Here is a 26813-nt window from a genome sequence, read left to right as displayed (position 1 = left end):
TTGCCCCTCCTTTCGAGCTGCGCCGGCCTGTGTCTTATTGCCGCCGCAACCGCCCCGACCCCAGTCCTGGTCCCCGTTGATGCGGCTCAGGCCGAGCCCCACGCCCTGGGCGAGATCGTGGTCCTGGGCCGCCGGGGTTCGCCGCACGACCATACGCTGGGCGTCGGGGCGATCACGGAGCGGATGTCGCCGTCCAGCCGTTCCATCGAAAGCGACCTGCTGCGCGCCGTGGGCGCCACCCGCCTGTCCGACGCCCTGGAGCTGGTCAGCGGGATCAGCCAGCAGAACAATCGCGGCGGGGTGATGGACAATTTCGCCATCCGCGGCTTCCTGGGCACGCCCGACGGCGGGGCGGAATATTATGTGGACGGCTTCCTGGCGAACCGGGGCATGGCGCCGCCGCGCGACCCGGCCACGGCCGAGCGGATCGAGGTGCTGAAGGGGCCGGCCGGCGCCCTGTTCGGGGACATCGACCCGGCCGGCCGGATCAACATCGTCTCCAAGACCCCGCGTTTCACACCCGACGCCGTCTTCACCGGCACGGTCGGCTCCTTCGGCCTGAGGCGGGGGGAGTTGGACGTGACCGGCCCGATCTCCCAGACCCTGGCTGGGCGGCTGGTCCTGGCCGGCGAGACCAGCAACGGTTGGCGCGACCATGTCGGCCTGGACCGGACGGCGGTCGCCCCCTCCCTGACCTGGCGGCCCAATGAGGATCTGCGCCTAACCTATGTGGGCGAGCTCACCGTCTTTTCGACCCTGTTCGACCGGGGCATGCCCGCGATCAACGGCGACGCCCTGGCCCTGCCGGAATCCAACTACTACGGCGAGCCCGGCGACGGCCGGACCCGGTTCCGCAACGCGCGGCACCAGATCACCGGCGAATACCGCCTCAACGACGGCTGGAGCCTGAACGGAGGGGTCGCCTGGCGGGGCGGCTCGCTGAAGGGCCTGTCCAGCGACCAGTCCCGCCTGGTCGGCGATGCGCTGTGGCGCCAGCGCCGGGGCCGGGACTTCTCGGTCGAGGACCTGTCGGCGCGGCTGGAGCTGAACGGGGAGGTCCAGACCGGCCTGGGCGTCCACACCCTGGGCCTCGGCGTGAAGGCCTATCGGCTGACCTATGGCGAGAAATGGCTGCGCATCAATCCGACGGCGGCCAATCCCTATCCGATCTCGGTCTTCAACCCCGTCTATGGGGCGGTCGTCCCGCCGACGCCCCTGCCCTTCACCGACAATCTGGAGACGCGGGACGTCGTCACCCTGTACGCCCAGGACCTGTGGGAGGTGAACGACCGCCTCAGCTTGGTCGCGGGCCTTCGCTGGGACGACTACAGCCAGACCATCCGCAACAACCGCACCGGCGCCGTGGGCGAGACCAAGGACAGCCCGGTCGATTACCGGTTCGCCGCCCGTTATCGCCTGACCGACGGCCTGACCGCCCACGCCAGCTATGGCCGGTCCTTCGTGCTGAACTCGGGCACGGGGCGGACCGGCTCCGGCTTCGCCCCGGAAGAGGGCAAGGGCTATGAGATCGGCCTGTCCGGCGCCTGGCAGGGGATCGACCTGGCGGCCACCCTGTTCGATATCGAAAAGGCGAACATACTGACCACCGATCCCGTCGACCCCAACTATCTGGCGCCGGTAGGCAAGCTGACCTCGCGGGGAATCGAGCTGGACGGGTCGGTCCGGCTGGGCGAGGCGTGGCAGGTGGTGGCCAACTACGGCTGGACCGACGCCAAGGCCGACGACGACGCCTTCCCCACCGACCGGGTGCTGAACGTGCCCGAACATTCGGGCTCCCTGTTCGTGGTCGGCCGTTTCCCCACCCCGCACGGCACGGACTGGTCGATGACGGCGGGCGCCGCCTATGTCGGCGACCGGGCCGGCGGCCTTGCGCTCGGCGCGCCCGAACTGCCGGCCTATTGGAAGGCCAAGGCGGCGGTGGACTATGGCCTGACGCCCCAGGTCACGGCGCGGGTCGAGGTCGATAATCTGCTCGACGAACGCTACGCCGCCAGCTCCTACAGCGCCCTGTGGATCTTCCCCGGCGCGCCGCGCAGCGTGCGGGCCTCGCTGCGGATCGCCCTTTGACCTGCGCCTTGCCGCATCGAACGGTTGGCGCGCGAGCGGCGGTCCGATAACACCGGACAGGGATGGGGAGACCGAGATGGGCCTTGGGCGGCGGATCAGAGCATGGCTGGGCGCCAAAGGCGACGTCCAGGGCGGCGCAAGGCGCTCAGCCAAGGCGCGGCGGATCCGGACCCTGCCCGACCGGCGGGTGATGGCCGAAAGCTACGTGCCCGCCCTGTCGGCCCTGGGCGGGCGCATCCTGTGGGTCGGGTGCCGGGAATATACGCTGGACGACTACGCCGCCCTGGAGGCGGGCGGGGGCGAGGTCTGGACCACCGACATCGACCCCGGCGCCGCTCGCTGGGGCCGGGCGGGCCGCCACCGGACCGGAGACGTCTGTCAGGCCGACGCCCTGTTCGCCGACCTGACCTTCGATACGGTGGTGTGCAACGGGGTGCTGGGCTACGGCGTGGATCATCCCGAACAGCAGCGTCAGGCCCTGGCGGCCCTGGCGGCGGTGCTGCGGCCCGGCGGGCGGCTGCTGCTGGGATGGAACACCGACAAGGTCGAGGATCCGCTGGGGGCGGGCCTGATCGACCAGGCGTTCGAACCGGCGCCCCTGGGCGATCGGCCGCCCCGCGTGACCTTCGAGGCGGTCACCCACGTCTATGACAGTCTGATCCGAAAGGGCTGAGCGGCCCCTCCCCTCAAGCCCGGCCGAGCGGCGGCAGGCCCAGACGCGGCAGGCTGAAGCGCGGGCGCGGCGGCGCCTCCGCCCGCCGTCGGCGCGCCTGTTCGGTCCAGGCTTCGCGCAGCCGATCCAGCTGGGCCGCCCGCGCCTCGGGGGCGTGGACCTCGGCCACGAAGGTTTGGCCGGACCGGGCCAGGGCCAGCCGTGTCTCCGGCTCCGTGATCAGCCGCTCCAGGGCGGCGGCGAGGGGGTCGGGTCCGTCCACCTCGACATAGAGGGCGTGGTCGCCGCTGGCTTCGCGCAGACCCCCGCGACCGGAGGAGACCAGGGCGCAGCCGGCGGCGTGGGCCTCCAGAGCGGTCAGGCCCAGGGCCTCGCGCACCCGCGACGGGGTCGCCGCGATCGCCGCCCGCCGCGTGACCGCCCGCACCGCCTCCAGCGGGGCCGACTTCAGGATTTCGACCCGGTCGCCGAACCGGTCCAGCAGGCCCAGATAGGGATCGGCCCAGGCCTGGTGCCGCTCCCAGTCGCCCAGAACCAGGGCCCCGCGCCAGTCGGGATGGGCGTCCAGGGCGCGGGCCAGGGCGATGCAGAACAGGTCCAGCCCCTTGTCCGCCATGGCCCGGCCGCAGAACAGGATCAGCTTCTCCTTGTCGGCGGGATCGGCGCGCCAGGCCTCGACCGCAATGGGGTTGCACACCACGCTGACCCGGTCGGCCAGGGCCGGATAGTCGGCTGCGAACTCCTGCCCCGCCGCCTCGCTGACGAAGACCAGCCGGTCGAACCGCGCCAGCCGACGTCCGTAGCGCCAGGCGTCCAGCGGATGGCGGGGCGGCTTGATCCGGGTGTGGCGGTAAAGGACGTAGGTCGCCGGCGGCCCCTCGGCGGCCAGGTCCGAGGCCGACTTCAGCTGCTGGTGATATTCGACCACATCCGGCTGGAGGGTCTCCAACAGGGCCTTGATCCGCCGGTTTCGCGCCCGCCCGCCCAGGCCGGGAGGCACCGTCAGAAGCCGGGGATCGGAGGCGGTCGCCTGGTCCGCGTCGCAGATCAGGGTCACGGCCGACTGGGACCGGGCGTGGGCCGCCAGGGTCCGCACCACCGTCTCCATCGAATTGGCCCGGTCGGGGCGGAAGCCGCAACCGCGCGGCAGGACGACGGCGACACGCATGGTCAACTCTGAGACGCGGAGGGCGGAGAAAAGAGGGCCGGATGGACGTCCACGCCGGTCCGGCGCGAACCGTTCAGCCCCAGGGCGCGGCGCAGCTTGTACTGCGTCTTCAGCCAGGGCTCGGCGCGGTCGCGGCGCACCGACTTGAGGTCGAGGAAACTGACGCCGCCCGCGCCCGACAGGGTGTGCAGCCCGTCGGAAAAGCCCGCCGCCAGATCGCCCGGTTCGAACCGCCGCACCACCGTGGCGGCGAAGTTCTGGGGCGTCAGGACGTCGATCCGCAAGAGGTTGACCGCCGCCCCATAGGCGGGGGCGCAGTCCTGGACCGGCAGATGCAGGGCGCCGTCATGGACGAAGGCCGAGCCGCCCGGCCGCGAGGTCTGAAAGCCGCTCATCACCGGGCGACCGGCGTGAGGCGTCCAGGGCCCGGTCAGCCGCTCGGCCCAGGCCAGATGCAGTTCGCGCATGGCCCGGTCGTCCGGTCCCGGCAGGGCGTGGAACATCCACCATCGGCCGTCGTGGCGCACCACCGTCGCATCAATGGCCGGCGACGCGCCCAGCCGCGCCACCGCCTCCCAGTCGTCGGGAAAACGCCGGCAGCGATAAAGGATCAGGCCGCCGCTCTTATAGGCTTCGGGCAGCATATAGAGCTCGCCCCCGTCCTCGATCAGGGTCGGATAGGACAGGTGCCAGGGCTCGGCCAAGGCCACCCCCTGCCCCACCAGCCGGTCGTCGGCGTCATATTGGCAGTAGTGGATGTCGCCCCGCCGGACCCGATAGTCGAAGGCCTCGACAAAGACCGTCAGAACCCCGTCGCGTTCCAGGCCGAAGGGGTCGGCGTAAAAGGCGTGGGGGCCGCGGTCGGGCAGCCAGACGATCTCGTCGGGGCGAGGGGGTCGATCCATGACCTCGGTCAGGGGACGCCTCAGATATCCGGACCGCCAGATGTCGAACATTCGGAGTTGAAATCCTGGCCCGACGCGCGACGGCCGATGGGGAAGAGGGTGACCGACCAGCCGGCCGGACTTGATTGCAAGCCGGGCCATGACGCCGTTAAGCCGCGCCTGTGTCAACTAAGCGACATTACTCTAAAAGCGTAGCGCACTATGACCTTAGCAAGCGTCAGGCCGTCGCGAGGGCCGCCTCGCGGATGCGGCCGACCATGCTGTTCAGGCCGTTGGCGCGCTGGCGGGTCAGGGCCGAGGGCAGGCCCAGCCGGTCCAGGGCGGCCTTGGCGTCGAAGGCCAGGATCTCGGCCGGGGTCCGGCCCGAATAGAGTTTCAGCAGAAGGGCGATATTGCCCTTGGACAGGGCGCTGTCGCTGTCGGCGTCGAACCACAGCCGCCCCTCGGCCGGATGGACCGCCAGCCAGACCTGGGCGGCGCAGCCCGGCACCTTGTTGGCCTCCACCCGATCGGCCGCGTCCAGGGGCGCCAGCCCCTTGCCCAGTTCGATGACGTATTCGATCCGCTGCTCCCAGTCGCCCAGGAGGTCGAAATCCTCGGCGAGGTCGGCCAGGGTCTGGTCCAGGCTGTCGGCGGGCGGCGTGCGATCGGTCATGGCCGCCAGATAGGCCGCCCGGCCGTTAACGACAACCGGCCGGTTTGTCCCCCGAAATTCATGGTGAACGCGCGGTTGCAGATCGCCTGACACGGGAGGGGCCTCGCGCCGACTCGGCGCGGCGTTTAGTCTGGGGACGACCCATGATGGCGACGGCGCTTGCATAATCACCCTCCACAACCCGGGCTGGCGGTCCCGACCGCAGCGGCGTCGGCGGCTCAGCCGTCGGCGGCGCCGGTCGCCCTGTGGCATGCGGGCTGGGCGGCGGCGGTCGCCCTGACGGCCCTGGCGGCCCAGAGCTTCGCCCGGCTGGAGCCCACGGTCCTGGCGGCCCTGCTGCTGACGGCCGCGCCGGGCGTGGCGGGCGTGGCCCTGATGGTGCGCGACACGGCGGGTCTGAGGTTCAGCCTGATGGGCGGCTGGCTTCTGGCGACCGTGGCGGCGGCGGGCCTGACCGGCGGGGCCACCGGGGCGACGCCGGGGCTTCTGCTGCTGCCCCTGGCGGCCGGGCTGGTGCTTGACGATCCCAGGATCGGCGAAGACCGGCTGATCCGGCTGGGCACGGCGGGCCTGGCCCTGCCGCTGATCTCGGGCCTGATCTCGACCCTGCTGATCGGATCGACCGCCCAGCCGCCGGTCCTGGCGGCGGCGTCGGGCCTGTTGGCGGTTCTGGCCCTGGCCGGGGCGGCCCGTCTGTCGAGCAACCGCCGCATGGCCCGTCTGACTCGCGCCGAACAGGACGGCGCCCTGGTCCAGGCCGTGCTGAACGCCCAGCCGGGCCTGACCCTGCTGCTGGAGCCGACCGGCCGCGCCCTGGCCGCCTGGGGCGCGCCCCCGCCGTCCGTCTCGGTCCCGGCCCTGATGGACCAGGGGCTGATCGCCGCCGTCCACGCCCCCGACCGCCCCGGCGTCGCCGGCGCCCTGCAACGCGCCGCCCAGGGCCAGCCGGCCGAGGTGATGTTCAGCCCCCGGATCGCCCTGGACCGACGGGTGGTGCTGATCCTGCGCCGGTACGACGGCGAGACGGGGGCGGTGGCGGGGGCGCCGCGCCTGATCGCCCAGGCCTTCGACGGCACGGCCCAGTTCGCCCGCGAGCTGGGGCTGGAAAGCGCCCGGGTCGAGGCCGAGGCACAGAGCGCGGGCAAGACCCGCTTCCTGGCCAATATGAGCCATGAGCTGCGCACCCCGCTGAACGCCGTGATCGGCTTCGCCGACATCATGCGCCAGCGCCTGTTCGGCCCCCTGCCCGACCGATACGCCGACTATGCCGAGTCCATCCATCAGGCGGGCGGCCATCTGCTGGACCTGATCAACGACGTTCTGGACCTGTCCAAGATCGAGGCCGAGCGGTATGAACTGGCCCTGGACCGGTTCGACGCCCGCGATCCCGTTTCGGCCGCCGTGGCCCTGATCCGGCCCCAGGCCGACGAAAAAGGCGTGCATCTGGCCCCCGTCCTGCCGCCCCATCCGCTGGAGGTCGAGGCCGACGCCCGCGCCCTGAAGCAGATGGCGCTGAACCTCTTGTCCAATGCGGTGAAGTTCACCCCGGCGGGCGGGTCGGTGACCCTGACGCTGGACGGGATCGGCCCCTATCTGGAGCTGGTGGTGTCCGACACCGGCGTGGGGATCGCGCCCGAGGATCTGCAAAGGCTGGGCCGGCCGTTCGAACAGGCCGGCGGCGCCGATCAGAAGGCGCAAGGGACGGGGCTGGGCCTGTCGCTGGTCCGGTCGCTGGCGGAACTGCACGGCGGGCGCCTGACGATCGACAGCACCCTGGGCGAAGGGGTGGCGGCCATGGTGCGCCTGCCGGTCGCGACCCTGTCGACGCCTGCCGAGGACGCGGGACCGCAGGACGAGGCGTGAGCCGGGCGGACGTCCAGGTCAGGCTCTAAGTCTGGCCCATGGCCAGAAAGGCGCGGCCGGCGGCGAAGTCGCCCGCCTCGAAGACCGTGCGCGCCACGCTGCCGTCGCGGAAGACGAACTCCACCGTAAAGACCTCGCGCGGATCGAGGCCGGACAGGGCGTCGGCCGCCGCCAGGGGGAAGCGCCAGGCCTGACCCGCCGTGCGCCCCTGGACCAGCAGGCCGGGATCGGCCGTCGTCACGCCCGAGGCCCAGAAGACCCGGCGCTGGGCCGCAGGCGGCAGTTCGCGCGCCAGCCAGGGCCGGGGCGCCACCGTCGTGTCGCGCATGACCAGCCGCACCCCGGTCGGTCGCGACCGCCCCTGCCAGGAGACCACCGCCGTCAATTGATCCGCCCGGTCCATCGCCCCGACCAGGCCGAACCGCACCGGCGAGCCGCCGACGGCGGTTCCCTGCATCAGCCGCCAGGTCGGGCGGCTGTAGGCGGCGCGGTCGGCGCTCCATGCGGCCCGGTCGCCGGGAAAGGTCATCCGCGCCGTGCGCGACCAGCCGGCGAAGGCGGCCTTCACCCGACCGCTGACCGTCTTCATGTCGGCGGAATCGCAGGCGGCGGCGGCGGCGCGGGCGCGGGCGCGGGCGGCGGCCTCTGACAGTCGCCGCGGATCGGCGCCGGCCCGCAGGGCCGCGCCCCGCGCCTGCCAGGTCGAGGCGCTCAGGGCCGCCGTCAGCTGGGGCTGAAACAGGCCGCACCGCTCATTGGCGGCCAGGACGAAGCTGCGCTCATAGAAGCGGTCGGCCGCCCCCGAGGCGGCCTGGGCCGCGACCGGATCGCCCGCGATCACCACCGCCCCGACCACGGCCGCGCCGATCAGGGCCGCGCCGATAGGGACTTGGGTTCGCCGGGGATAAGGCCGTAAGATCATGGGCCGAGCCTAGCGGCCGGGCCTTTGAGTCTGGTTTCCTTACAGGGTTAGCGAATTGCTTCTGTCCAGCGACCTGTGGGTCGGCGCCCTGATCCGCCGCGCCGAGATCGAAGGCGCCCACGCCGTCGTGGTGAACAAGGGCGACCCCCGCGCCGGCGCCGTGATCGTCAAGGCCTATGACACCTCGACCCGCACGGCCCGCCTCTATGCCGAAGCCTTCGGCCCCGACGGCGAGCGGCTGTGGATCCAGCCCGTGACCTCGGACAGCGAGGCCGAACTGGACGCCTATATCGCCCGCCAGCGCCAATACGACCCCGACCTGTGGATCGTCGAAATCGAAGACCGCCAGGGCCGGCATTTCCTGACGGAGAAGGTGCAAGGGTAGGGGGCGGAAGCGCAACCGAGACCTGTTCCCAGCCCCCTTTAAAGTCGTCTCCCATCCTGTTTCCGGCTAGGGTGATCCATGGCGTGCAGGCGCGGCCGGGGAGGATGCGGATGGACGATTTCGACAAGTTTGAAACGCAGCTTCGCGGCGACGCCCGCGACGTCCTGACCAAATATTCTGACCGGGTGCTGCATCTTGAGCGGTATCGGCCTTGGCTGATCGGCCTCGGCGCCCTGGGCGCCTTGATCGTGGCCCTGTCGCGACTGGATCCGACCGGCACGCCCGGTCTGGTCGCCCTGATCGCCGGTGTCATTCTGGCCTTCGTCAGCGCGGCGCTGGTAGGCGCCATGGATTTCAAGAAGATCGAGATCGGCGCCCAGTTCAAATCGACGGAGGACGCGGCCGAGCAGGCGATCAAGCTGGGCCGGGAGATTGCGGCGGACCGTCGGAAGGTCGAGGACGGCGCCACCGCCCTGGACGAGCGACGGCGGAAACGGCTGCAAGCCATCGAACAGATGCTGCAGGCCGTCGAGGCCGGGCTTCTGTCCTCGGACGAGGCGGCGAAGAAGGCGACCGCCGCGACCCTGCTGAGGCGATCCATCACCTCCATCCGCAGCGCCGTCGACTATAAGGCCGCCGACGTCTTCACCGTCTCCATCTTCCGACGCGAAGGCGATCAGATGGTGCGCATCGCGGCGGAGTGGACCGATCCCGAGCTTGCCCGGACCGGGGGGCGCAGTTGGCGAAAGGGCAAGGGTTTCACCGGCGCCGCCTGGCACAAGGCCGAGGCCAATCCAGACGGCGAGGTCATCCTGCCCGACACGGCCCAAGACTACATCCTCTCCGAATATCCCGTCCCGGACCGCGATCCCCGGCGTGAGGAACTTTACAGGTCGGTTGCGTCCATCCCGATCCTGATCCGGCACAACAACGAGGTCTGGGGCGTGGTGACGGCCACAAGCAATCGGCCGGGCGTGTTTGATCGCAGCGGTCCAGGGCTCCAGAACGTGGATGTCGTCCGCGACATCGCTCGGATCGCGGCCCTGCTCGCCGGGCTGAACGCCCCTGCGCCGCCCGGCCGCACCCGCGGCAAACCCGCAGCGGCCGATTGAAAATTGGGCTGGGATCGGCCATTGTCAGACCTGATCCCATGCCCCTCTCTAGGAGGCGAAAGTGCAAGACGACGAAACGCTCGAGCGGGAATATCGCATCCTGTCCGCAAAGGTGACCTATGCGGAGGTCGCCGGACAGAAGGTCGAGCCCGCCGATGAAAAGCGGCTGGAGGAGCTGGCCGAACTCAGGGTCAAAGCGGTGCAGCCCGACTTCCGCGATTACGCCGCCGCCTGATCCGGCCCAGACGGCGACGTCATCGGGCGGATCGGCCCCTCTTCACTTCCTCGCGTCGAACGCCGCCCGCGCGGCTTCGATGCGGTCGATATTGGCCTCGGCCCAGGTCCAGACGCCGCAGAAGGCCTCGGCCAGGGTGAAGCCCAGGTCGGTCAGGCGGTATTCGACCTTGGGCGGGATGACCGGATGGACCGTGCGCACCACCAGGCCGTCGCGCTCCATCTGGCGCAGGGTCTGGGTCAGCATCTTCTGGCTGATGCCGCCCACCAGTTCGCCCACGCGAGTGAACCGGGTCTCGCCGTGTTCGGCCAGGACCTCCAGGATCAGCATGGTCCATTTGTCCGCCACACGCCCGATCACCTCATTGACCAGGGCCTCGACGCGCGGATCGGCGACCTCGCCGGTTTCAGGATGCGAAATTCTTGCGGGCGGATAGGCCGTCATGTCCATTTCTTTCCTGCGGGTAAGTATGGCGGGTTTCGGTGCCTACTTTCCAGTGGAGAGCGACCGTCATAACTGAGTTTCCGCACTGACGCATCCCCTGAAGGAGAGCCCCATGAACATCAGCGGAAACACCATACTGATCACCGGCGGCGGCACGGGCATCGGCCGCGCCCTGGCCGAGGCCCTGCATGCGCGCGGCAATCAGATCGTCATCACGGGTCGCCGCGCGGACGTGCTGAAAGACGCCGCCGCCGCCAATCCCGGCATGGCCTGGGCGACGCTGGACGTCGCCGATCCCACAGCCGTCGCCGCCTTCGGCGAACAGGTGGTCAAGGACCACCCCGCCCTGAACGCGGTCATATTGAACGCCGGGATCATGAAGACCGAGGATTTGAAGGCCGAACCGTTCGACCTGGCGACGGTGGAGGCGACCATCGCCACCAACCTCCTGGGACCGATCCGGCTGACGGCGGCCCTCCTGCCCCATCTGACGGCCCAGCCCCAGGCCACGGTCATGACCGTCACCTCCGGCCTGGCCTTCATCCCCCTGACGGCCACCCCGACCTATAACGCCACCAAGGCGGCCCTCCACTCCTGGACCCAGTCCCTGCGCCATCAGCTGCGCGACACGGCGGTGGAAGTGCTGGAGCTGGCGCCGCCCGGCGTGGCCACCGACCTGATGCCCGGCCATGCCCAGAACCCCGCCTCCATGCCCCTGGCCGACTATACGGCCGAGGTGATGGACCTGATCGAGCGGGGCGAAACGCCGCGCGGCGAAATCCTGGTCGAACGGGTCAAGCCGCTGCGCTTCGCCGAGGCTGACGGCTATCAGGCCGTGTTCGAGGCCCTGAACGGAGCGGGGTGAGATCAGAACATCGATAGGAAGGAAAGCCGCCGCCTTGGCAGGCGGCGGCCCTCAAGAGTGGTGACAGATTGGCTCTATGGGGCGATCCAAGCGTCCGTCATCTGGAACTCGGTATGGATGACGCCGACATAGACCTCAAAGCGGAAGGTTTGCGCGTCGGGATGGCGCGTGAAGACGCCCTGGAAAAAGCGATAACGTTGCCCCACCTGCGCCGGCGTCGCGGCCGTTGAAACCACATTCCCGCTACCATCAATCTGATGCACGACGACCGTTACGGGATAGGTGTTACCGCCACTGGCGTAGGGAGCCTTTATTGCGGCTCCATAGCTGAACGTCTGGAACGGCGTGTTCAGCGGTGCAGTGTCCTGATAGATGGACTGGCCGCTGGGCTGGGACGGAATCGAGAAAAGCACCGCGCAGTTGGCGCTTTCCCGCGGCGCCTGGGGATTCTGGTTAAAACCCCAGTTGAGATCGCCGATCCGCGACCAGGGCGCCATCACCCTGCATTGGCTGCCGGACTGACCGCAAATGCGCGTGCGACCGCTGCTGTCAGTACAGCGCATATGGGTGTTGGTCAGCAGATTCTCGCTCGTGTAAAGCGGATCGATATGGAAGTTCGCCGGGTTCCAGCCGCCGTTCGCGGCAGGAAAGATGAATGTCCAATCGTGGCAATCGACCAGATAGTAGGTCGTATTTCCATAATGAGCCACGCCATTATCAGTCCCCACTCCACAACGCTCGACGGCGACAGGGTTGGGACCTGAGACCTTATCGGACGACTGCCATGCCTCCCACTTGGTCTTTCCATACTCCTTCGTGAACATGAAAACTTCGATTGCGTCGGAGTTCGAACTGTTCTGGCTGAAATGCCAGGACTTGATCGTGTTGAGGCGCTTGCCGCTCTGATAAAGATAGTTTGGGTAATAGTTCCATCGCGTCATGGACTGACTGAAACGATCCACTGTCGGGCATTGCGGGAAGCTGGCCGTAAGCGTTGTGGTCGCCTGCCCCTGTCCGAAGGGAATCTGCAGGCCGATGGGCGCGACGATCCATGAATCCAGCAGGCTGCACTGGGCGTTTCGCCAGAAGGGCTGCCAGCCTCCGCCTTGGTCGTAGGTGCCGGCGAACGACGCATAGGCGCCTTCGGTCACACCCAGATCATAGGCCGACACGCCGTCGTTGGGCCCACCCGGCGCGAAATAAGGTATTTGATCGTCTCGCGTGAAGTAGAAGCTCGAAACAACCCTTTCCTGACCATACGCTGTTTGAATAGGATAAGAGTCGCTGATCTGAGCCAAGTTGGACTGTTGAGGCATGTCCCATTTATGATAAGGCAGCATCTCGCCAGGCAAGAGTTTACGCGTACGTCCAGGACAGCTTACCGGGTCTTCCGAGGTTACCGCGCCAGCGGCGTCCAGGCATACTTGCTGTACCAGGTAATCCCTTATGGTGTCCGCGCGCGCAGGACTGGGTCCTGCCAATATCAGCGCGGAAATGAAGCCGACCCAAGCGGCATTGAAAATCGCCCACCTCATACTTCACCCCTCACCTTGAGCTAAACGTCAAACTCAACCAAATCACGATACGTCCATAACCCCAAGTTACATAATTGCGACGGCGCTCTTGAGGTAGGGCGACACAGCCGTGGATTTCTTGCTTCGCGCAAGAATAGGAAGCCTGTCGCGTCAGACGATCGACTGCCCCCTGAGCGGCTCAGCCCTGCCGCCGCGCCAGGGCGTCGCGGATGGCCTGGGCCAAGGTTTCGATCAGGGCGGGGTCGGGCGTGCGGTCCTGGGCGAAGGCGTCGTCGCAGTCGCCGGCCGCTTCGCTGATCGCTGGGAAGCCGAAGACGGCGCCGGCGCCGGCGAGGCTGTGGACCAGGCGGCGCAATTCATCGGCGTCCCAGGCGCCCCGCGCGACGAGACGGTCGATCCGCGCCAGATCGCCGACGCACCGGTCTAGGAACCGGGTCCGCAGATCGGCCATGTCCGCCGTCACGGCCCCCTCACCCGGCCTGGGCCAGGATCGTCCGAATCTCCTCCACCAGGGTCATCGGGTCGAAGGGTTTGACGATGACGTCCAGGGCGCCCAGGGCGCGATAACGGCTGATCTCGCTCGACTGAGCCCGGGCGGTCATGAAGATGACCGGCGTCGTCTCATGTCCCGCCCGTTCGCGGATGCGCGCCAGGGCTGCGGGACCGTCCAGAACGGGCATCATCACATCCATCAGGACGACGTCGGGACGAAGCCCGCCGTCCAGCGCGGCCAGGGCCGCCTCGCCCGAGGCCACCGAGGTCACCGTAACCTGGGGGTCCAGCGTCAGGGCGAAGGCGGTCACGTCGCGAATGTCCTTGTCATCCTCGACGTGCAGGATGTGGAGAGCGGTCATGCAACACCTCGGGCGCGGGGGGCCAGGCGACGCACGGTCCGCGCCAGCTGGGTCAGGGACATGCGGGACTTGATCAGGACCGCCTGAACGGCCGGGGCGGCCTCTCGGTCCATGTCCTGAGCCGAATAGATGATGACGGGAATGGTGCGGCCGTCCTCCTCGGTCAACAGCGGCAAGAGGTCCAGGCCGTTGCCGTCGGGCAGGCCCAGGTCCAGAATCACCAGGTCCGGTCGCCGCCGCGCCAGGGCCTCGCGCGCCGCGGCCAGGCTCTCGACCGGCACGACCTCGACCGTATCCAGGGCCTGGCGCGTCACCTCCAGAATGTCGCGGTCGTCGTCGACGTGCAGAACCACCGGCTTGTCGTCGGCGCTGAACAGGGCGCGGACGGCCTGGCGCAGCCGGTCCTGATCGACCGGCTTTTCGACCCAGTCGGCCACCTCCAGCGAGCGGCCGCGCACCCGGCCCCGGGCCACGTCGCCGGAGACGACCACCACCGGCATGGCGCGCGTCGCCTCATCGGCCTTCAGCTGCCGGATCAGGCTGACCCCGTCGGCGTCGGGCAGTTGAAGGTCGATGAGGGCGGCGGCGTAGGGCGCGCGGCGGGCCAGGGTCAGCGCCTCGCGCGCCGTGTCGGCCACATCGGCCTTGAACCCTTCATAGGACAGCATCTCGACCAGGATGCGCGCGGCGTCGGGATCGTCTTCACAGATCAGCAGCCGCACCGCCTCCTCGTCATGCGCCGCATCGGCCTGGTCCAGCGGCAGGTCCAGATGGAAGGTCGCCCCCTCGCCCTCGGCGGATTCGAACCACAGCCGCCCGCCGTGGCGTTCGGCGATCTCCTTGGCGATGGCCAGGCCCAGGCCCGTGCCGCCCTTTTCACGCGCATCGGTCGAATCCGCCTGGGCGAACTTGCCGAAGATGCGCGAGCGGAACTCGTCGGCTATGCCGGGGCCGCGGTCGGATACGCTGAGCCGGGCGATCCGGGTCTCGGGATTGACCGTCACCCGGACCTCGCCGCCGGACGGCGAGAACTTGACCGCGTTTGACAGAAGATTGGTCGCCACCTGGATCAGCCGATCGCCGTCGCCCCGCACCGGCGCCGGCGGGCCGTCGTTCAGGCTGACACCCACGCCCAGCTGATCGGCGTAGCCCTGGATCCCCTCGACCGCTCGGGCGGCGACGTCGCGCAGGTCCAGCGGGGCCAGGGTCATCTTCAGCTGCCCGGCCTCCAGCTTCTCCACATCCAGGATGTCGTTGATCAGCCGCACCAGACGGCGGCTGTTGGCGTGGGCGATGTCGATCAGGCGGGCCGCCTTTTCCGGCAAGCGTCCGCCCGCCCCGGCCGCGACCAGGCCCAGGGAGCCGGCGATGGAGGTCAGGGGGGTGCGCAGTTCGTGGCTGACGGTCGAGACGAAGGCGTCCTTCATCTCGGCGATGCGGCGGCGTTCGGTGGCGTCGCGGATCACCGCCACCACATGGCGGCCCGTCGGCAGGTCCATGGCCGCAAGAGCGACGTCGACCGGGAAGCGCGCCCCGTCCCGGCGCTTGCCGGTCAGTTCGAGCAGAAGCCCCTGCTCCAGATCGCCGTGGCTGGCGTCCAGCCGGTCCAGAAAGGCGCCCTCTCCGTTTTCGGCCAGATCATCGACCAGAAGGCCGACGTCGCGGCGCTCGACCTCCGGCGCCGACCAGCCGAACAGCCGTTCCGCCGCCGGATTCAGCGTCTCGATGCTGCCGCTGGGGTTCAGGGTCACGATGGCGTCGAAGGCGCTGTCCAGGGTGGCGCTGTGGCGGGCGGCGGCGGCCTCAAGCCGCTCCAGCAGGGCGCTGCGGGTCGCCAGATAGCGCCAGACCAGGAAGGCGGTCCCCAAGGCGGTCAAGACCAGAACCTTGAACATCAGGGCCACCAGGAATTCGGTATGCCGGGTCCGTTCGCGCGCGTCGGCCGACAGCGCCGACAGCAGGTCGGCCTCACGCTGCGTCATCCGATCCACGATCTGGCGGATATCATCCATTGTCAGCTTGCCTCGCCCGCTGATCACGAGGCTGATGGCGGCGGACGCCTGGCCGGATTCGCGCAGCGCGATGGTCCGCTGCATCTCCAGCCGCTTCTGCCGGACCCGTTCCGACAGAAGACGCTGGTTCTCGGCCTGTGGCGGGTCCTTAGCCGAAAGACCCGCAAGCTTGTTCATTTGAGCGTCCAACCGGTCGAGGGCGCGATCATAAGGCTCAAGGAAGGTCTCGTCCCCGGTGATGATATAGCCGCGCTGGCCGGTCTCAGCGTCCTGAACCAATGAGAAGACGGACTGAATCTGCAGCCGGGTGTCATAGGATTGCTCGACCGCATCGCGCAGAGCGTCCGCGCTGGAGAATTCTCGTTGCAGCGTCACCCCAGTGGCCGCCAGAAGCAGGGTCACGACCGCGCCCGCCAAGGCGATGGCCAGTCGGAAACGCCGTCTTCCGAGTTGACGCAACATGGGATTCATCCGTTAGTTCCCCCTGATCGCATCTGGAGGTTGGGCGTGAAAGTCTGCGTGATTGAGGACGATTCGCTGGTTCTGCTTCATCTAGAGGAGATGCTGAAACGGCTGGGTTGCCAAGTCCTGACCGCAGCAACGGTCAACGAAGGGTTGCGGATCGTCGAGGACTGGTCGCCCGACGCCGTGCTGGTGGACATTCTGATGCCGGACCGCGACGGGCTGAACTTCATCATGGACACCCGGCATTTGAGGGACTCCCTGCGGGTCATCGCCATGAGCGGCGGGGGACGTCTGGCCTCGTCGTCCATACTGCAGATGGCGACCGGCCTGGGCGCCCACGCCGCCCTGACCAAGCCGATCACCGAAGAGGCGCTGAGGGCCGCTCTGGAGGGATGACCGGGGATGGTCGCGAGGGGGCGGCCGAAACCTCAGTCCCGGCCCAGCGGTCCCAGAACTGGAAATAGAGGCCGTAGTTTCCGTTGAACCGCTTGTGGTGGGCGTCGTGGTGGGTGGCGGTGATCAGCCAGCGAAGCGGCGCCCGCTCCAGCCAGGCGGCGGGCCAGACCTCGCGCCCCGCATGGTTCAGGGCGGCCGTCAGCGACATCAGCGTCAGCAGGGTCAGGGCCACGCCCCAGTGGATCGGCACGATCAGGGCCAGGGCGGGCAGGAACCAGGCGGTGGCCGCAGCCTCGGCCGGGTCGAAGGCGAAGGAGGCGAAGGCGCTGGGGTCGCGCGACCGGTGGTGTTCGGCATGGGCCCAGCCGAAGACGCGCGGGTGATGCAGGGCCCGGTGCACCCAATAGTAGAAGGCGTCGTGCGCCAGCAGATAGACGATCAGACTGACCGGCAGCCACCACAGGGGCCAGGCGTGGGGATCGCTGTAGATCGCCGTCCCGCCCCGCTTCCACAGCTCCAGCACCAGGGCCGCCGGCAGGGCGTAGATGGGGCAGGCGATCAGGGAGGCGACGATCTCGGCGCGGATGCGCTTCATTGCCGGCGGCCGCAGGTTCAGCGCCCGTCCCCGGCCCGCCCCGGCCCACAGCAGCCCATGGGCCGCCGCGCCGACCAGCAGATAGCGCAGGCCGATGATCAGGCTCAGCGCCAGGGTGGTGATGAGCAGGTCCCTCGACATGGGGGCACAGACGGTCAAATCCCTGCGGCGGTCAAGTCGTGGCTAAGGCGGATCAAACCGCCTATGCTGGGGCCATGGCCTGGCTGACGTGGATCGCGCTGTTCCTGACCGCCTTTTTGGGCATGGAGGCGTTCGCCTGGATCATGCACCGCTATGTGATGCACGGCTTCCTGTGGTCCTGGCACCGCAGCCATCATGAGCCGCACGATCACCCACTGGAGAAGAACGACCTGTTCGCCGTGGTCTTCGCCGCCCCGGCCATCGTCATGGTGGCCGTGGGTCTGCACCTGTGGCCCTGGGCCCTGCCGGTCGGCCTGGGGATCACGGCCTATGGGATGGTCTATTTCTTCTTCCACGACGGGCTGGTGCACCGGCGGTTCCCGACGGGCTTTTCCGGGCGGTCCGGCTTCTGGACGCGGCGCATCCAGGCGCACCGTCTGCATCACGCCGTGCGCACGCGCGAAGGCTGCGTCTCCTTCGGCTTTCTGTGGGTGCGGTCGGCGCGGGCGCTGAAGGCCGAACTGGCTCAGAAGCGGGGCTCTTCCAGCAGCGGCGCCTGAGCGAGGGCCGCCAGATCGGCGGAGCCCGTGCAGAAACAGGCGAGCCGCAGCTGGGCCGCCATCAGCTCGAAATGATCGACCACCGCCTGGGTCGAGGTCAGGGCCGCCTCCAGCACCCCGGCGGCCTGGCCGACCAGATCGGCCCCCAGGCGGACGGCGCGGGCCGCATCCAGACCGTCCTTGATCCCGCCCGAGCCGATCAGCCCCAGGTCCGGGGCGGCCTGGGCGCAGTCGCGGAGGCTGCGGGCCGTCGGCACCCCCCAGTCGGCGAAGGGGGCGGCCAAGGCCTCGGCCCGCCCGCCGGTGGCCCGCGCCCCTTCGATCAGGCCCCAGTTGGTGCCGCCCGCCCCCGCCACGTCCAGGGCCGCGACGCCCATGTCGGCCAGGCGCCGGGCGACGGCGGCCGACAGGCCGGCGCCGGTCTCCTTGACCACCACCTGGCCCGGAAAGGCGGCGGCGATCCGCTCGATCCCCTGGGCCACGCCGCGCCAGTCGCGGTCGCCCTCGGGCTGGACGCCTTCCTGAAGCGGATTCAGATGCAGGATCAGGGCGTCGGCGCCGATCATCTCCATGGCCCGGCGCGCCTCGTCCACCCCATAGCCCAGGGCGAACTGCACCGCCCCCAGATTGGCCAGGATCAGGGCGTCGGGCGCCCGGCGGCGCAGATCCGGCCCCAAGCCCGAGCCGCCGGACCCGCCGGCCGTCTCCAGGGCGACGCGCTGGGAGCCGACCGCCAGGGCCACGCCCAGGGCCTGGGCCGCCTCGGCCAGCCGCGCATTGATCGCCTCGGCCCGCGACGGGCCGCCGGTCATCGAACTGATCAGGAAGGGCAGGTTCAGCCGCCGCCCCAGGAAACGGGCGGACAGGTCGATCTGGTCCAGGGCCAGGTCCGGCAAGGCGTCATGGACGAAACGCACCGCCTCCAGTCCCGAGGACGCGCCGCTGAGACCCCGTCCGGCCCGCACGTGGTCGATGTGTTCGTCCTTGCGTCGGATCAGGGCGTCGTCGGGGGTGGGCATCGCAAACGCTCCTAGCGGTTCCCTCCGAAACGATCATGCTCTGGCGGGTTGCATCCGACGCAGTCGTGATGCCGTATGTGATCATAATGCGTCAGCCCAGGGTCGCAACGCGACTGTCGAAGGACATCAGGAGACCCGTATGGCGATCGTCGGCTTAAGGCCCCAGCCCGTGTCGGACCCCGAACCTCAGTCGCCCGAGAATCTGCGTGGCCTGGTGCAGGACCGGCTGGCCGAGACGGCGCCCTCATCGGACGGTCTTTTAGCCCTCGCCGCGCGCGAGGCCCTGCTGGGACCGGGCAAGCGGGTCAGGCCGGTCGTGGCCATGTTGGCCGCCGCGCACGTCGGCGGGCGGGCCGAGGACGCCCTGGATTTCGGTTGCGCGGTCGAAATGGCCCACGCCGCCTCCCTGGTTCTGGACGACCTGCCCTGTATGGATGATGCGGCCTTGCGGCGCGGTCAGCCGACCCTGCACCGCCGCCACGGCGAGGATGCGGCCGTGCTGGCGGCCGTGGCCCTTTTGAACCAATCGACCCGGCTGATTCTGCAAAGCCGGGCGCCGGCGGAGGCGCGGCTGGGCGCCCTGGACGATTTGACGCAGGCGATCGGCTTCGACGGCCTGGCCGAGGGCCAGATGCGCGATCTGCGCGACGATCCCGTTCAGCGCGACGTGGTCGCCCTGCGTCGGATCAACGATCTGAAGACCGGCGCCCTGTTCGTCGCGGCCGCGCGGGGCGGCGGCCGGATGGGCGGCGGCGATGCGGACGACCTGGCGCGTCTCGCCGCCTTCGGCGAGGCGGTCGGCTTCGCCTTCCAGCTTTGCGACGACCTGATGGACGCCTGTTCGACGAGCGAGGCCCTGGGCAAGGACGTGGGTCAGGATCAGGGCGTGACCACCTTCGTGGACCTGTGGGGCGAAGGCCGGGTCCGCGCCGGGGTGCGCCAGTCACTGGCCCGGGCGGCCGAGGCGGTCGGGCACGACAGCCCCCTGACGACCTATGTCCTTCATCTCTTCCGGCAGGCCGAACTTGGACGCTAGCGTCGCGCCGGCGCTGGTTCTGAAGGACGTCGAGGCGGGCTACGGCGAAGGGCCGGTGCTGCGCGATTTCAACCTGACCGTCGCGGCCGGAGAGGTTTACGCCCTGCTGGGTCCGAACGGGGCGGGCAAGTCCACGGCGGCTCGGGTGGCCTGCGGCCTGATCCCCGTCCGGCGCGGGCGGGCGACGGCCGGCGAAGGCGCGCCCCGTCGCGGACGCATCGGCCTTGCGCCCCAGGACTGCGCCCTCTTTCCCGCCCTGACGCCGCGCGAGAACGTCGCGGCGGTCGCGGCCCTGTGCGGCCTTCCCCGTTCCAACCGCCCTGCGGCGGTGGAGCGGGCCCTGGCCCTGACCGGATGCGCCCCCAGGGCGGACGAGCCGGTTCATTCACTGTCGGGCGGATGGCGTCGGCGCGCCAACCTCAGCGCCGCCCTGGTCGGGCGCCCGCGCCTGCTGATCGCCGACGAACCGACCGAAGGGGTGGACGCCGCCGCCCGCGTCGTCCTGTCGTCCGCCCTGCGCGAGACGGTCCAGGCGGGCGCCGGCTGTCTGCTGATCAGCCACGACGAGGCCTTCGTCTCCGAGACGGCCGATCGGATCGGCGTCCTGGCCCAGGGCCGGCTGCTGGCGGAAGGACCGCCCAAGGCCCTGCTGCGTCAGGCCTTCGGCCTGGCGCGGCTGCTGGTCGTCAAACTGCCGCGGCCCGCCTCGCGCCTGGCCGCGAGCCGGTTCGCCCAGTCGGGTCTGGCGCCCTCCAAGGACGGGCTGGAATGGCGGCTGCTGTGCGAGGACGCCCTGGGCGCGGCCCAGAGGGTTTCGCCCGAGGCGGACGCCGAGGGGGGCGAGGTCGCCGTGCGTCGCCCCGGCCTGGACGACCTGGTCGCCCATCTGTCGGACGCCTCGTCATGATGGCGGTGGCGGGCGCCTGGGCGCGCGGCTTCTGGCGGGACCGTTCGGGCATGGCCCTGACCCTGGTTTTGCCGCCCCTGGTCTATCTGCTGTTCGCCGCCGTCTTCGGCGCGGGGGCGCGTGGCGACATCGACGCCAGCGTGGCCCTGCTCGATGCGGCGCACACCCCGGCCACGGCCGCCGTCGGCGACGCCCTGTCGCGGGATCTGGGGCCGCGCCTTCGCCGTCTGGACGACGTCCAGGCGGTGGAGCGGGCCGTGATCGACGGCCGCGCCGACGCCGGCGTTCTGATCACCCGCGACGAGGCAGGCGCGCCCCAGGTGACGGTGGTGTCGGCGGCGGGTCGAGACGTGGCGGCGGCGGCGCTCCAGGCGCGGCTGGTTCCCATGGCGGCGGCCCTGGCCGGCCGGCCCGCGCCCCCGTCGCGCGCGGTCTCGATCCGCCAGGTCGGGCCGCAGGGCGACGTCCAGGCCGCCTATTACGCCGGGGCGGTCAGCGTGATGTTCGTCTTCTTCGCCGCCATGCACGGCGCCATGGGCGGGTTGGACGAACGGCGCTCGGGCCTGCAGGCGCGGCTGGCCCTGGCGCGGGGCGGGACGGCGCCCATACTGGCGGGACGGGCGATCTGGCTGACGACGGTCGGCCTGATGCAGTCGGCGGCCGTCTTCCTGGCGGCCTGGCCTCGGCTGCCGGATCTTGCGTTTTGGCAGGCGGCGGCGGCGCTCCTGACCGCCGCCCTGGTCGCCCTGTGCGCGGCGGGGGTGGCCCTGGCCCTGACGGCGGCCTGTCGGTCGCGCGAACAGGCCCAGCCCCTGACCACCTTCGTCGCCCTGCTGCTGGCGGCCCTGGGCGGGTCGATGGCGCCGCGCTTCCTGATGCCCGAAGCCTTCCGCGCCCTGGGCTGGATCACGCCCCATGCCTGGGCCGTGGAGACCTATCAGGCCCTGATCTGGCGCGGCGACTTCAACGCCGGGGTCCTGGCCGGCTGGGCCGCCCTGGGCGGCGTGGGTCTGGCCGGGATCGCCCTGGCCGTGATGATGGAGCACAGACGCGCCGGGCGCTGAGCGCCGTCAGATGTGGGTCCACAGGGCCGGGCGCGGCGGCGGTTCACGCCAGGCGTCCAGGGTCTTGCACCACAGGGTGATCAGTGCCCCGCGCCCCACCAGGGCCAGCTTGCCCGCCTTGTCGACCGAGGTCCGGCCGTCCCAGGCCGTGGCGCCCGAGCGCGAGACGTGGCGGCCGATGGCGCGATAGACGCCCCGCGCCGTGGCGACGGCCCAGGCCGAGCGCGGATTGAGATCGCGCAAGCCCCAGCGCGCCGAGGCGTAATAGGGCTCCGCCGCCGCCACCAACCGCTGGGCGGTGCGGGCGACAGCCTGACGGTGCCGGGGCTGATCGACCTGGTCGCGCGGCACGCCCGCCTCGTCCAGCCACTGGCCGGGCAGATAGACCCGCCCGCCCCTGGCGTCCTCCACCACGTCTCGGGCGATGTTGGTCAGCTGAAAGGCCAGGCCCAGGTCCTGGGCGCGGCGCAGGGTCGGCGCGTCCTGAACCCCCATGATCCGGGCCATCATCACCCCGACCACGCCGGCGACGTGATAGGCGTAGTCCAGCGTGTCCTCCAGGGTGTCGTAGCGGCGGCCCTCCACGTCCATCTCGAACCCCTGCAACAGGTCCATCGCCTCCTCTGCCGGAATGGCGTGGCGGGCGGCGACGCGCTGAAAGGCGGTGAAGACCGGGTCCGTCTGCGGCTCTCCGGCCAGGGCGGCGGCGGTGCGTTCACGCAGTTCGACCAGTTTGCGCCCCGCCAGGACCGGGTCGATGCCGACCGCCCCATGGCCCAGGACCTGGCCGTCGATCTCATCGTCGCAATGGCGGCACCAGGCGTAGAACATCCAGGCGTCGTCCCGGATGGCCGCCGGAAACAGCCGGGCGGCGGCGGCAAAGCTCTTGGAGCCCTGCTCCATCGACTGGCGGCTGTGGTCCAGGACGGCGTCGCTCATGCGGTCCGCCCCGCGTCTTCGATCATCAGGCCGGCGGTGGCCTTGGCCGAGCCCACCACCCCCGGCACGCCCGCGCCCGGATGGGTCCCGGCGCCGACGAAATAGAGGTTGGGGATCTGGTCGTCGCGATTATGGACGCGGAAATAGGCGCTCTGGGTCAGGATCGGCTCCAGCGAGAAGGCCGAGCCCTGGTGGGCGTTCAGCTGGTCGCGGAAATCCACGGGCGTGAAGATGCGGCAGGTGTCCAGATCGGCGGTCAGGCCGGGAATGTAGTGCTGCTCCAGATAGGCCAGGACCCGGTCGCGATAGCGCGGCCCCTCGACCGCCCAGTCGATGTCGGCCGAGGCCAGGTGCGGCACCGGCGCCAGCACATAGAAGGCGTCGCATCCCTCGGGCGCCAGGGACGGATCGGTGCGGGTCGGGGCGTGCAGATAGAGGGAAAAGTCCTCCGGCAGGTCCGGCCCCTTGAAGATTTCGCCGATCAGCTCGCGGTAGCGGGGACCGAACAGCACCGTGTGGTGGCGCACCTCCGGGTGGACCCGCTTCAGACCGAAATAGATGACGAACAGCGACATGGAATGCCGCTTGGCGGCCAGACGCGCCCCCTCCCTGCGGCCGCGCGGCTCCTGGCCCAGCAGGCGCTGATAGGTGTGGACCACGTCCGCATTGGAGGCGACCATGTCGAAGGCCAGGGCCTGGCCGCCGACCACCACCCCGTCGGCGCGCCCGTTGGCCAGGGTGATCCGCTCGACCGGACTGTTCAGCCGGATTTCGCCGCCCAGGTCCTGAAACAGCCGCACCATGGCCTGGATCAGGGCGCCGGTGCCGCCGCGCGGGAACCAAACGCCCCAGCGCCGCTCCAGCGCGTGGATCAGGGCGTAGATCGATGAGGTGGCGAACGGATTGCCGCCCACCAGCAGGGAGTGAAAGCTGAAGGCCTGACGCAGATGCTCGTCCTGGATATAGCCGGCGACCTTGTCATAGACCGACCGCCAGGCCTGGAGCCGCATCAACTCCGGCGCCGCCTTGACCATGCTGGCGAAGTCCAGAAAGGGCACGGCGCCCAGCTTCAGATAGCCTTCCTTCAGCAGGTCCTGGGAATAGGCCAGGAACCGGCGATAGCCCTGCTTGTCGGCCGGATTGCGCGCGACGATCTGACGGTCCAGTTCGTCCTGATCGTTGACGTAGTCGAAGACGTCCCCGTCTTCCCAGCACAGCCGATAGAAGGGGGCGACCGGCAGCAGTTCGACGTAGTCGGACAGCTTGCGCCCCGCGCCCTCGAACAGCTCCTCCAGCGCGGACGGATCGGTGATCACGGTCGGACCGGCGTCGAAGGTGTAGCCCTTGTCCTTATAGACATAGGCCCGGCCGCCAGGCAGGTCGCGCGCCTCGAAGACCGTGGTCTGAATCCCCGCCGTCTGAAGGCGGATGGCCAGCGACAGCCCCCCGAACCCCGATCCGATCACTGCTGCTCGCATTACGCACGTCCTCTTTCGACCAGACAGGTCAGGGCGGCGCCGATCGGCACCGGGGGTTTGCCGCTGAGGATCCGCGCCTTGTCGCCCAAGGTCGTCTCCCCCGCATAGAAGCGTTCGATCAGCGGCTGGGGCAGGCGGTAAAACCGCTCCAGCACCCTGTACCTCTGATCCGGCCGCGCGGCCCGAAACAGCATGCGGTTCAGCAGCCGATAAAAGCCTCTTTGCGCCCATACGTCGCGCGCATGGCGACGGATGACCTGGGCCAGGGCCGGGCCGTCCGGCGCCGCTTCGATACGCTCCGCCAGATGATCCGCCAGCCGCACCGCGTCCGGCAGGGAATAGCCGGTAGTCGGATGAAACAGACCGGCGCGCAGGCCGCTCAGCGCCGTCGGCCCCAGCCGCTTCAGATGGGCGGCGATGTCGCCGTCCAGGGCGACCGGCAGCACCCCCTCCTCCTCGCGCAGAACCGTCTCTATGACCCAGCCCCGCTGCGCGGCGTAGTCCCTGACGCCCGTTCGGAACAGGTCGCGATCCAGGTCGTCGCCGTCGGTGTAGCGGGTGTCCTCGATCAGCAGGGTCCGGTCGTCGAACGGCAGGACATAGAGGAAACGATAGCCCCCCGCCTGATCGACGCAGGCGTCCATGACGATCGGTTCCTTCAGCCCGTGGGGCGCGGTCAGCCGCACCTCCAGGCCGACGAATTTCTGAAACCCCAGGGCCAGGTCCGGCGCACCGGTCGGCCCCCGCCCGTCGATCACCGCCCGGGCCGTCAACCGCCGACCGTCGGCCAGAACCGCCTCGGTCGGCCCGGCCGATGCCACCGAGACGCCCGTCATGATCCGTCCCGGCAGGGCGCGGTCCACGGCTTGGGCGAACCGCGCCGCCGTCACGCTGGAATATCCGGTCGCCAGACGCCGTTCGACCTTGGGAAACCGCACGGAATAGCCGGGCCAGCTATGGGCGATCAGCGGCGCGATCCACGCCCGCTGCCTCGGCGTCAGATCGGGTTCGAAGAAGGACCAGGTGTGAACCCCGCCCAGCCGGTCGGCCGCCTCCACGATCCGCACGTCCAGTTCGGGCCGGACCTGGGACAGGCGCAGGGCCAGAAGGCCGTTGGCCAGACCGCCCCCCAGCAGCAAAAGGTCCGGCGCGGAACTGTCGGGGGCGGCGGCCTGCATCCGCGACAGGTGGCACGGGCGGACGTGACGGGCAAGCCGCCTGGATGCCTCCGACGCCGGCATAGGCTAGATTGAAGTCCATGACCGCCGCCGTCGCCGAGCCACGCACCGTCCCGCGCCAGACCTGGATCGGTCTGACCCTGGCGGGAATGATCGTGGCGGGATGGGCGGTTCTGCATGTCTACGGCGTCTATTTTCACCGATGGGGGCCGTTGACCCTGGTGATCGCCCCGGCGATCGTGGCGGTCCAGACCTGGTTGTCGGTCGGCCTTTTCATCGTCGCCCATGACGCCATGCACGGCTCCCTGGCGCCGGGACGGCCGCGGCTGAACGCCGCAGTCGGCCGGCTGACCCTGGGGCTCTATGCGGGCTTCCGCTTCGATCGGCTGAAGACGGCGCACCACGCCCACCACGCCGCGCCCGGCACGGCCGACGACCCGGATTTTCACGCCCCGGCGCCCCGCGCCTTCCTTCCCTGGTTCCTGAACTTCTTTCGCACCTATTTCGGCTGGCGCGAGATGGCGGTCCTGACCGCCCTGGTCCTGATCGCCCTCTTCGGCCTGGGGGCGCGGCCGGCCAATCTCCTGACCTTCTGGGCCGCGCCGGCCCTGCTTTCAGCGCTTCAGCTCTTCACCTTCGGCACCTGGCTGCCGCACCGCCACACCGACCAGCCGTTCGCCGACGCGCACCACGCCCGCAGCAGCGGCTACGGCCCCGTGCTTTCCCTGCTCACCTGTTTCCACTTCGGCCGCCACCACGAACACCATCTGAGCCCCTGGCGGCCCTGGTGGCGTCTGTGGCGCGGCGAGTCTTGATCCAGGGCTGGGGCGCGGGCCGCGAAGACCTGTTCGGCGACCTTTGTATCGACGAAGGGAACACGGCCGCGTTCAGGGCCTTATAGGTGAGAAGGAACTCGCCCATGCCCCTCGCCCTGCTGTTCGCTCTTGCCGCCCTCAGTTCGACGCCGGCGCCCGCCGCCGATCTGGCGAAGGCCCAGCCCAAGACGTCTGGCGGGATCAAGACGGCGGCCCAATCCTCAGCGCCCGTCTTGGACGACGTCAGGGTTCGACTGCGATGCATTGGGCGTGCCGACGGCCGGGTTTCGGATTGCGTGGTGCTGTCGGAGAGCCGGCCGGGCTATGGGTTCGGCGATGCGGCTGTGGCCCTGATGAACGGGACCGCGACGCCCCCCTCGCGCGACGGCGGCCGCCCGATCGACGGCCCTGACGTGACCCCCTGAAACTCCTCCAGGAATAGCTAGAGTCCGCCCCTCGAAAGGACGGACAGAATGAAGCGATCACGGTTCACGGAAGAGCAAA

Annotated in this window: 28 protein-coding genes; 14 read left to right on the top strand and 14 right to left on the bottom strand. The window is 69.7% G+C overall.

All coding sequences use genetic code 11. The features are described 5' to 3' along the window. Together GGQ93_RS10115 and GGQ93_RS10110 are read left to right on the top strand one after the other, a co-directional pair. Entirely contained in the window at positions 1–2088 is a 2088-nt protein-coding gene (locus GGQ93_RS10115) for a TonB-dependent siderophore receptor (protein ID WP_183216761.1), read from the top strand. Between the two features lie 76 nt (positions 2089–2164). Then, on the top strand, positions 2165–2761 hold the full coding sequence (locus GGQ93_RS10110) for a methyltransferase domain-containing protein (protein WP_082382613.1): 597 nt from the start codon (positions 2165–2167) through the stop codon (positions 2759–2761). Positions 2762–2774: 13 nt separating this feature from the next. Here GGQ93_RS10110 and GGQ93_RS10105 read toward each other — a convergent pair whose 3' ends face one another. From GGQ93_RS10105 to GGQ93_RS10095, 3 genes are all read right to left on the bottom strand, one after another. Continuing rightward, the gene (locus tag GGQ93_RS10105; RefSeq protein ID WP_183216760.1) at positions 2775–3929 is read right to left on the bottom strand and encodes a glycosyltransferase family 4 protein; all 1155 of its coding nucleotides are present in this window, start codon (positions 3927–3929) and stop codon (positions 2775–2777) included. A 2-nt stretch (positions 3930–3931) separates the two neighbouring features. Continuing rightward, on the bottom strand, positions 3932–4885 hold the full coding sequence (locus tag GGQ93_RS10100) for a glucosamine inositolphosphorylceramide transferase family protein (protein WP_183216758.1): 954 nt from the start codon (positions 4883–4885) through the stop codon (positions 3932–3934). A gap of 166 nt (positions 4886–5051) precedes the next feature. Further along, on the bottom strand, positions 5052–5489 hold the full coding sequence (locus GGQ93_RS10095; RefSeq protein ID WP_183216756.1) for a SufE family protein: 438 nt from the start codon (positions 5487–5489) through the stop codon (positions 5052–5054). Between the two features lie 159 nt (positions 5490–5648). Between GGQ93_RS10095 and GGQ93_RS10090 the strand changes: the two genes are divergently transcribed. Continuing rightward, complete coding sequence (locus GGQ93_RS10090) at positions 5649–7352, top strand: sensor histidine kinase (RefSeq protein WP_224764345.1); 1704 nt, start codon at positions 5649–5651, stop codon at positions 7350–7352. A gap of 25 nt (positions 7353–7377) precedes the next feature. Here GGQ93_RS10090 and GGQ93_RS10085 read toward each other — a convergent pair whose 3' ends face one another. After that, positions 7378–8274 carry a hypothetical protein gene (locus GGQ93_RS10085; protein ID WP_221233662.1) on the bottom strand — a complete coding sequence of 299 codons (897 nt, stop codon included), beginning with the start codon at positions 8272–8274 and terminating at the stop codon, positions 7378–7380. A gap of 55 nt (positions 8275–8329) precedes the next feature. Between GGQ93_RS10085 and GGQ93_RS10080 the strand changes: the two genes are divergently transcribed. The 3 genes from GGQ93_RS10080 to GGQ93_RS10070 all read left to right on the top strand — a co-directional run bounded on the left by GGQ93_RS10080 (position 8330) and on the right by GGQ93_RS10070 (position 10006). Further along, positions 8330–8659 (top strand): DUF1491 family protein, encoded by a 330-nt coding sequence (locus GGQ93_RS10080; RefSeq protein WP_183216754.1) that lies wholly within the window; start codon positions 8330–8332, stop codon positions 8657–8659. A 110-nt stretch (positions 8660–8769) separates the two neighbouring features. Then, a complete protein-coding gene (locus tag GGQ93_RS10075; RefSeq protein ID WP_054764852.1) occupies positions 8770–9771 on the top strand; it encodes a GAF domain-containing protein in 1002 nt (333 codons plus the stop codon). Between the two features lie 61 nt (positions 9772–9832). Continuing rightward, a complete protein-coding gene (locus GGQ93_RS10070; protein ID WP_152949596.1) occupies positions 9833–10006 on the top strand; it encodes a hypothetical protein in 174 nt (57 codons plus the stop codon). A 42-nt stretch (positions 10007–10048) separates the two neighbouring features. Here the strand turns inward: GGQ93_RS10070 and GGQ93_RS10065 are convergent, their stop codons facing one another. Next, complete coding sequence (locus GGQ93_RS10065; protein WP_224761268.1) at positions 10049–10450, bottom strand: winged helix-turn-helix transcriptional regulator; 402 nt, start codon at positions 10448–10450, stop codon at positions 10049–10051. 112 nt (positions 10451–10562) lie between these two features. Between GGQ93_RS10065 and GGQ93_RS10060 the strand changes: the two genes are divergently transcribed. Continuing rightward, entirely contained in the window at positions 10563–11315 is a 753-nt protein-coding gene (locus tag GGQ93_RS10060) for an SDR family oxidoreductase (RefSeq protein WP_183216752.1), read from the top strand. A gap of 74 nt (positions 11316–11389) precedes the next feature. Here GGQ93_RS10060 and GGQ93_RS10055 read toward each other — a convergent pair whose 3' ends face one another. From GGQ93_RS10055 to GGQ93_RS10040, 4 genes are all read right to left on the bottom strand, one after another. Continuing rightward, entirely contained in the window at positions 11390–12850 is a 1461-nt protein-coding gene (locus GGQ93_RS10055) for a hypothetical protein (protein WP_183216750.1), read from the bottom strand. A gap of 178 nt (positions 12851–13028) precedes the next feature. Further along, positions 13029–13313, bottom strand: a complete 285-nt coding sequence (locus GGQ93_RS10050; RefSeq protein ID WP_183216748.1) for an Hpt domain-containing protein — start codon at positions 13311–13313, stop codon at positions 13029–13031. Positions 13314–13320: 7 nt separating this feature from the next. Further along, positions 13321–13704 (bottom strand): response regulator, encoded by a 384-nt coding sequence (locus GGQ93_RS10045; RefSeq protein ID WP_054764848.1) that lies wholly within the window; start codon positions 13702–13704, stop codon positions 13321–13323. Then, the gene (locus GGQ93_RS10040; protein ID WP_183216746.1) at positions 13701–16178 is read right to left on the bottom strand and encodes a CHASE3 domain-containing protein; all 2478 of its coding nucleotides are present in this window, start codon (positions 16176–16178) and stop codon (positions 13701–13703) included. The genes GGQ93_RS10045 and GGQ93_RS10040 overlap by 4 nt, the downstream gene beginning before the upstream one ends. A gap of 45 nt (positions 16179–16223) precedes the next feature. Between GGQ93_RS10040 and GGQ93_RS10035 the strand changes: the two genes are divergently transcribed. Continuing rightward, positions 16224–16577 carry a response regulator gene (locus tag GGQ93_RS10035; RefSeq protein WP_054764846.1) on the top strand — a complete coding sequence of 118 codons (354 nt, stop codon included), beginning with the start codon at positions 16224–16226 and terminating at the stop codon, positions 16575–16577. Here GGQ93_RS10035 and GGQ93_RS10030 read toward each other — a convergent pair. Then, complete coding sequence (locus tag GGQ93_RS10030) at positions 16540–17313, bottom strand: sterol desaturase family protein (protein ID WP_183216744.1); 774 nt, start codon at positions 17311–17313, stop codon at positions 16540–16542. The two genes, GGQ93_RS10035 and GGQ93_RS10030, sit on opposite strands and share 38 nt — an antisense overlap. Before the next feature lie 74 nt (positions 17314–17387). On the opposite strand from GGQ93_RS10030, the gene GGQ93_RS10025 reads away from it, so the two are divergent. Beyond that, positions 17388–17873 carry a sterol desaturase family protein gene (locus GGQ93_RS10025; protein WP_054764844.1) on the top strand — a complete coding sequence of 162 codons (486 nt, stop codon included), beginning with the start codon at positions 17388–17390 and terminating at the stop codon, positions 17871–17873. Here GGQ93_RS10025 and fni read toward each other — a convergent pair. Continuing rightward, the gene (gene fni / locus GGQ93_RS10020; protein WP_182714372.1) at positions 17840–18892 is read right to left on the bottom strand and encodes a type 2 isopentenyl-diphosphate Delta-isomerase; all 1053 of its coding nucleotides are present in this window, start codon (positions 18890–18892) and stop codon (positions 17840–17842) included. The genes GGQ93_RS10025 and fni overlap by 34 nt on opposite strands. Before the next feature lie 139 nt (positions 18893–19031). Here fni and GGQ93_RS10015 point away from each other — a divergent pair, with 139 nt between their 5' ends. The 3 genes from GGQ93_RS10015 to GGQ93_RS10005 are packed head-to-tail and all read left to right on the top strand — an operon-like array spanning position 19032 to position 21899. Next, positions 19032–19928, top strand: a complete 897-nt coding sequence (locus tag GGQ93_RS10015; RefSeq protein WP_182714371.1) for a polyprenyl synthetase family protein — start codon at positions 19032–19034, stop codon at positions 19926–19928. Next, positions 19918–20835, top strand: a complete 918-nt coding sequence (locus tag GGQ93_RS10010) for an ABC transporter ATP-binding protein (protein WP_183216741.1) — start codon at positions 19918–19920, stop codon at positions 20833–20835. Before GGQ93_RS10015 ends, GGQ93_RS10010 begins: the two co-directional genes overlap by 11 nt. Further along, positions 20832–21899: an ABC transporter permease gene (locus tag GGQ93_RS10005; RefSeq protein WP_183216739.1), complete on the top strand. Its 1068-nt coding sequence runs from the start codon at positions 20832–20834 to the stop codon at positions 21897–21899. The genes GGQ93_RS10010 and GGQ93_RS10005 overlap by 4 nt, the downstream gene beginning before the upstream one ends. Positions 21900–21905: 6 nt before the next feature. Here GGQ93_RS10005 and GGQ93_RS10000 read toward each other — a convergent pair whose 3' ends face one another. Genes GGQ93_RS10000 through crtY form a run of 3 tightly spaced genes read right to left on the bottom strand, consistent with a single transcriptional unit; the run spans position 21906 to position 25494 of the window. Beyond that, entirely contained in the window at positions 21906–22838 is a 933-nt protein-coding gene (locus GGQ93_RS10000; protein WP_183216737.1) for a phytoene/squalene synthase family protein, read from the bottom strand. Next, on the bottom strand, positions 22835–24316 hold the full coding sequence (locus GGQ93_RS09995; protein WP_183216735.1) for a phytoene desaturase: 1482 nt from the start codon (positions 24314–24316) through the stop codon (positions 22835–22837). The genes GGQ93_RS10000 and GGQ93_RS09995 overlap by 4 nt, the downstream gene beginning before the upstream one ends. Next, positions 24316–25494, bottom strand: a complete 1179-nt coding sequence (gene crtY / locus GGQ93_RS09990; protein ID WP_183216733.1) for a lycopene beta-cyclase CrtY — start codon at positions 25492–25494, stop codon at positions 24316–24318. The genes GGQ93_RS09995 and crtY overlap by 1 nt, the downstream gene beginning before the upstream one ends. Before the next feature lie 80 nt (positions 25495–25574). Here crtY and GGQ93_RS09985 point away from each other — a divergent pair, with 80 nt between their 5' ends. Continuing rightward, positions 25575–26309, top strand: a complete 735-nt coding sequence (locus tag GGQ93_RS09985; RefSeq protein ID WP_183216731.1) for a fatty acid desaturase — start codon at positions 25575–25577, stop codon at positions 26307–26309. Between the two features lie 104 nt (positions 26310–26413). Next, positions 26414–26734, top strand: coding sequence for a hypothetical protein (locus GGQ93_RS09980; RefSeq protein ID WP_183216728.1), 321 nt, complete (start codon positions 26414–26416; stop codon positions 26732–26734). Positions 26735–26813 lie beyond the last annotated feature (79 nt).

This window comes from Brevundimonas aurantiaca, assembly GCF_014199955.1.
Lineage (GTDB): Bacteria > Pseudomonadota > Alphaproteobacteria > Caulobacterales > Caulobacteraceae > Brevundimonas > Brevundimonas aurantiaca.
Note: the sequence above shows the minus strand (reverse complement) of the source record. Positions and strands in the feature narration are given on the sequence as shown.

Excerpts from the sequence above, each read along its gene's own strand:
- GGQ93_RS10110 (WP_082382613.1), top strand. The coding sequence starts at position 2,165 with ATGGGCCTTGGGCGGCGGATCAGAGCATGGCTGGGCGCCAAAGGCGAC.
- GGQ93_RS10105 (WP_183216760.1), bottom strand. The coding sequence starts at position 3,929 with ATGCGTGTCGCCGTCGTCCTGCCGCGCGGTTGCGGCTTCCGCCCCGAC.
- GGQ93_RS10100 (WP_183216758.1), bottom strand. The coding sequence starts at position 4,885 with ATGTTCGACATCTGGCGGTCCGGATATCTGAGGCGTCCCCTGACCGAG.
- GGQ93_RS10095 (WP_183216756.1), bottom strand. The coding sequence starts at position 5,489 with ATGACCGATCGCACGCCGCCCGCCGACAGCCTGGACCAGACCCTGGCC.
- GGQ93_RS10085 (WP_221233662.1), bottom strand. The coding sequence starts at position 8,274 with ATGATCTTACGGCCTTATCCCCGGCGAACCCAAGTCCCTATCGGCGCG.
- GGQ93_RS10075 (WP_054764852.1), top strand. The coding sequence starts at position 8,770 with ATGGACGATTTCGACAAGTTTGAAACGCAGCTTCGCGGCGACGCCCGC.
- GGQ93_RS10065 (WP_224761268.1), bottom strand. The coding sequence starts at position 10,450 with ATGACGGCCTATCCGCCCGCAAGAATTTCGCATCCTGAAACCGGCGAG.
- GGQ93_RS10060 (WP_183216752.1), top strand. The coding sequence starts at position 10,563 with ATGAACATCAGCGGAAACACCATACTGATCACCGGCGGCGGCACGGGC.
- GGQ93_RS10055 (WP_183216750.1), bottom strand. The coding sequence starts at position 12,850 with ATGAGGTGGGCGATTTTCAATGCCGCTTGGGTCGGCTTCATTTCCGCG.
- GGQ93_RS10045 (WP_054764848.1), bottom strand. The coding sequence starts at position 13,704 with ATGACCGCTCTCCACATCCTGCACGTCGAGGATGACAAGGACATTCGC.
- GGQ93_RS10040 (WP_183216746.1), bottom strand. The coding sequence starts at position 16,178 with ATGTTGCGTCAACTCGGAAGACGGCGTTTCCGACTGGCCATCGCCTTG.
- GGQ93_RS10030 (WP_183216744.1), bottom strand. The coding sequence starts at position 17,313 with ATGTCGAGGGACCTGCTCATCACCACCCTGGCGCTGAGCCTGATCATC.
- GGQ93_RS10025 (WP_054764844.1), top strand. The coding sequence starts at position 17,388 with ATGGCCTGGCTGACGTGGATCGCGCTGTTCCTGACCGCCTTTTTGGGC.
- fni (WP_182714372.1), bottom strand. The coding sequence starts at position 18,892 with ATGCCCACCCCCGACGACGCCCTGATCCGACGCAAGGACGAACACATC.
- GGQ93_RS10015 (WP_182714371.1), top strand. The coding sequence starts at position 19,032 with ATGGCGATCGTCGGCTTAAGGCCCCAGCCCGTGTCGGACCCCGAACCT.
- GGQ93_RS10005 (WP_183216739.1), top strand. The coding sequence starts at position 20,832 with ATGATGGCGGTGGCGGGCGCCTGGGCGCGCGGCTTCTGGCGGGACCGT.
- GGQ93_RS10000 (WP_183216737.1), bottom strand. The coding sequence starts at position 22,838 with ATGAGCGACGCCGTCCTGGACCACAGCCGCCAGTCGATGGAGCAGGGC.
- GGQ93_RS09995 (WP_183216735.1), bottom strand. The coding sequence starts at position 24,316 with ATGCGAGCAGCAGTGATCGGATCGGGGTTCGGGGGGCTGTCGCTGGCC.
- crtY (WP_183216733.1), bottom strand. The coding sequence starts at position 25,494 with ATGCAGGCCGCCGCCCCCGACAGTTCCGCGCCGGACCTTTTGCTGCTG.
- GGQ93_RS09985 (WP_183216731.1), top strand. The coding sequence starts at position 25,575 with ATGACCGCCGCCGTCGCCGAGCCACGCACCGTCCCGCGCCAGACCTGG.
- GGQ93_RS09980 (WP_183216728.1), top strand. The coding sequence starts at position 26,414 with ATGCCCCTCGCCCTGCTGTTCGCTCTTGCCGCCCTCAGTTCGACGCCG.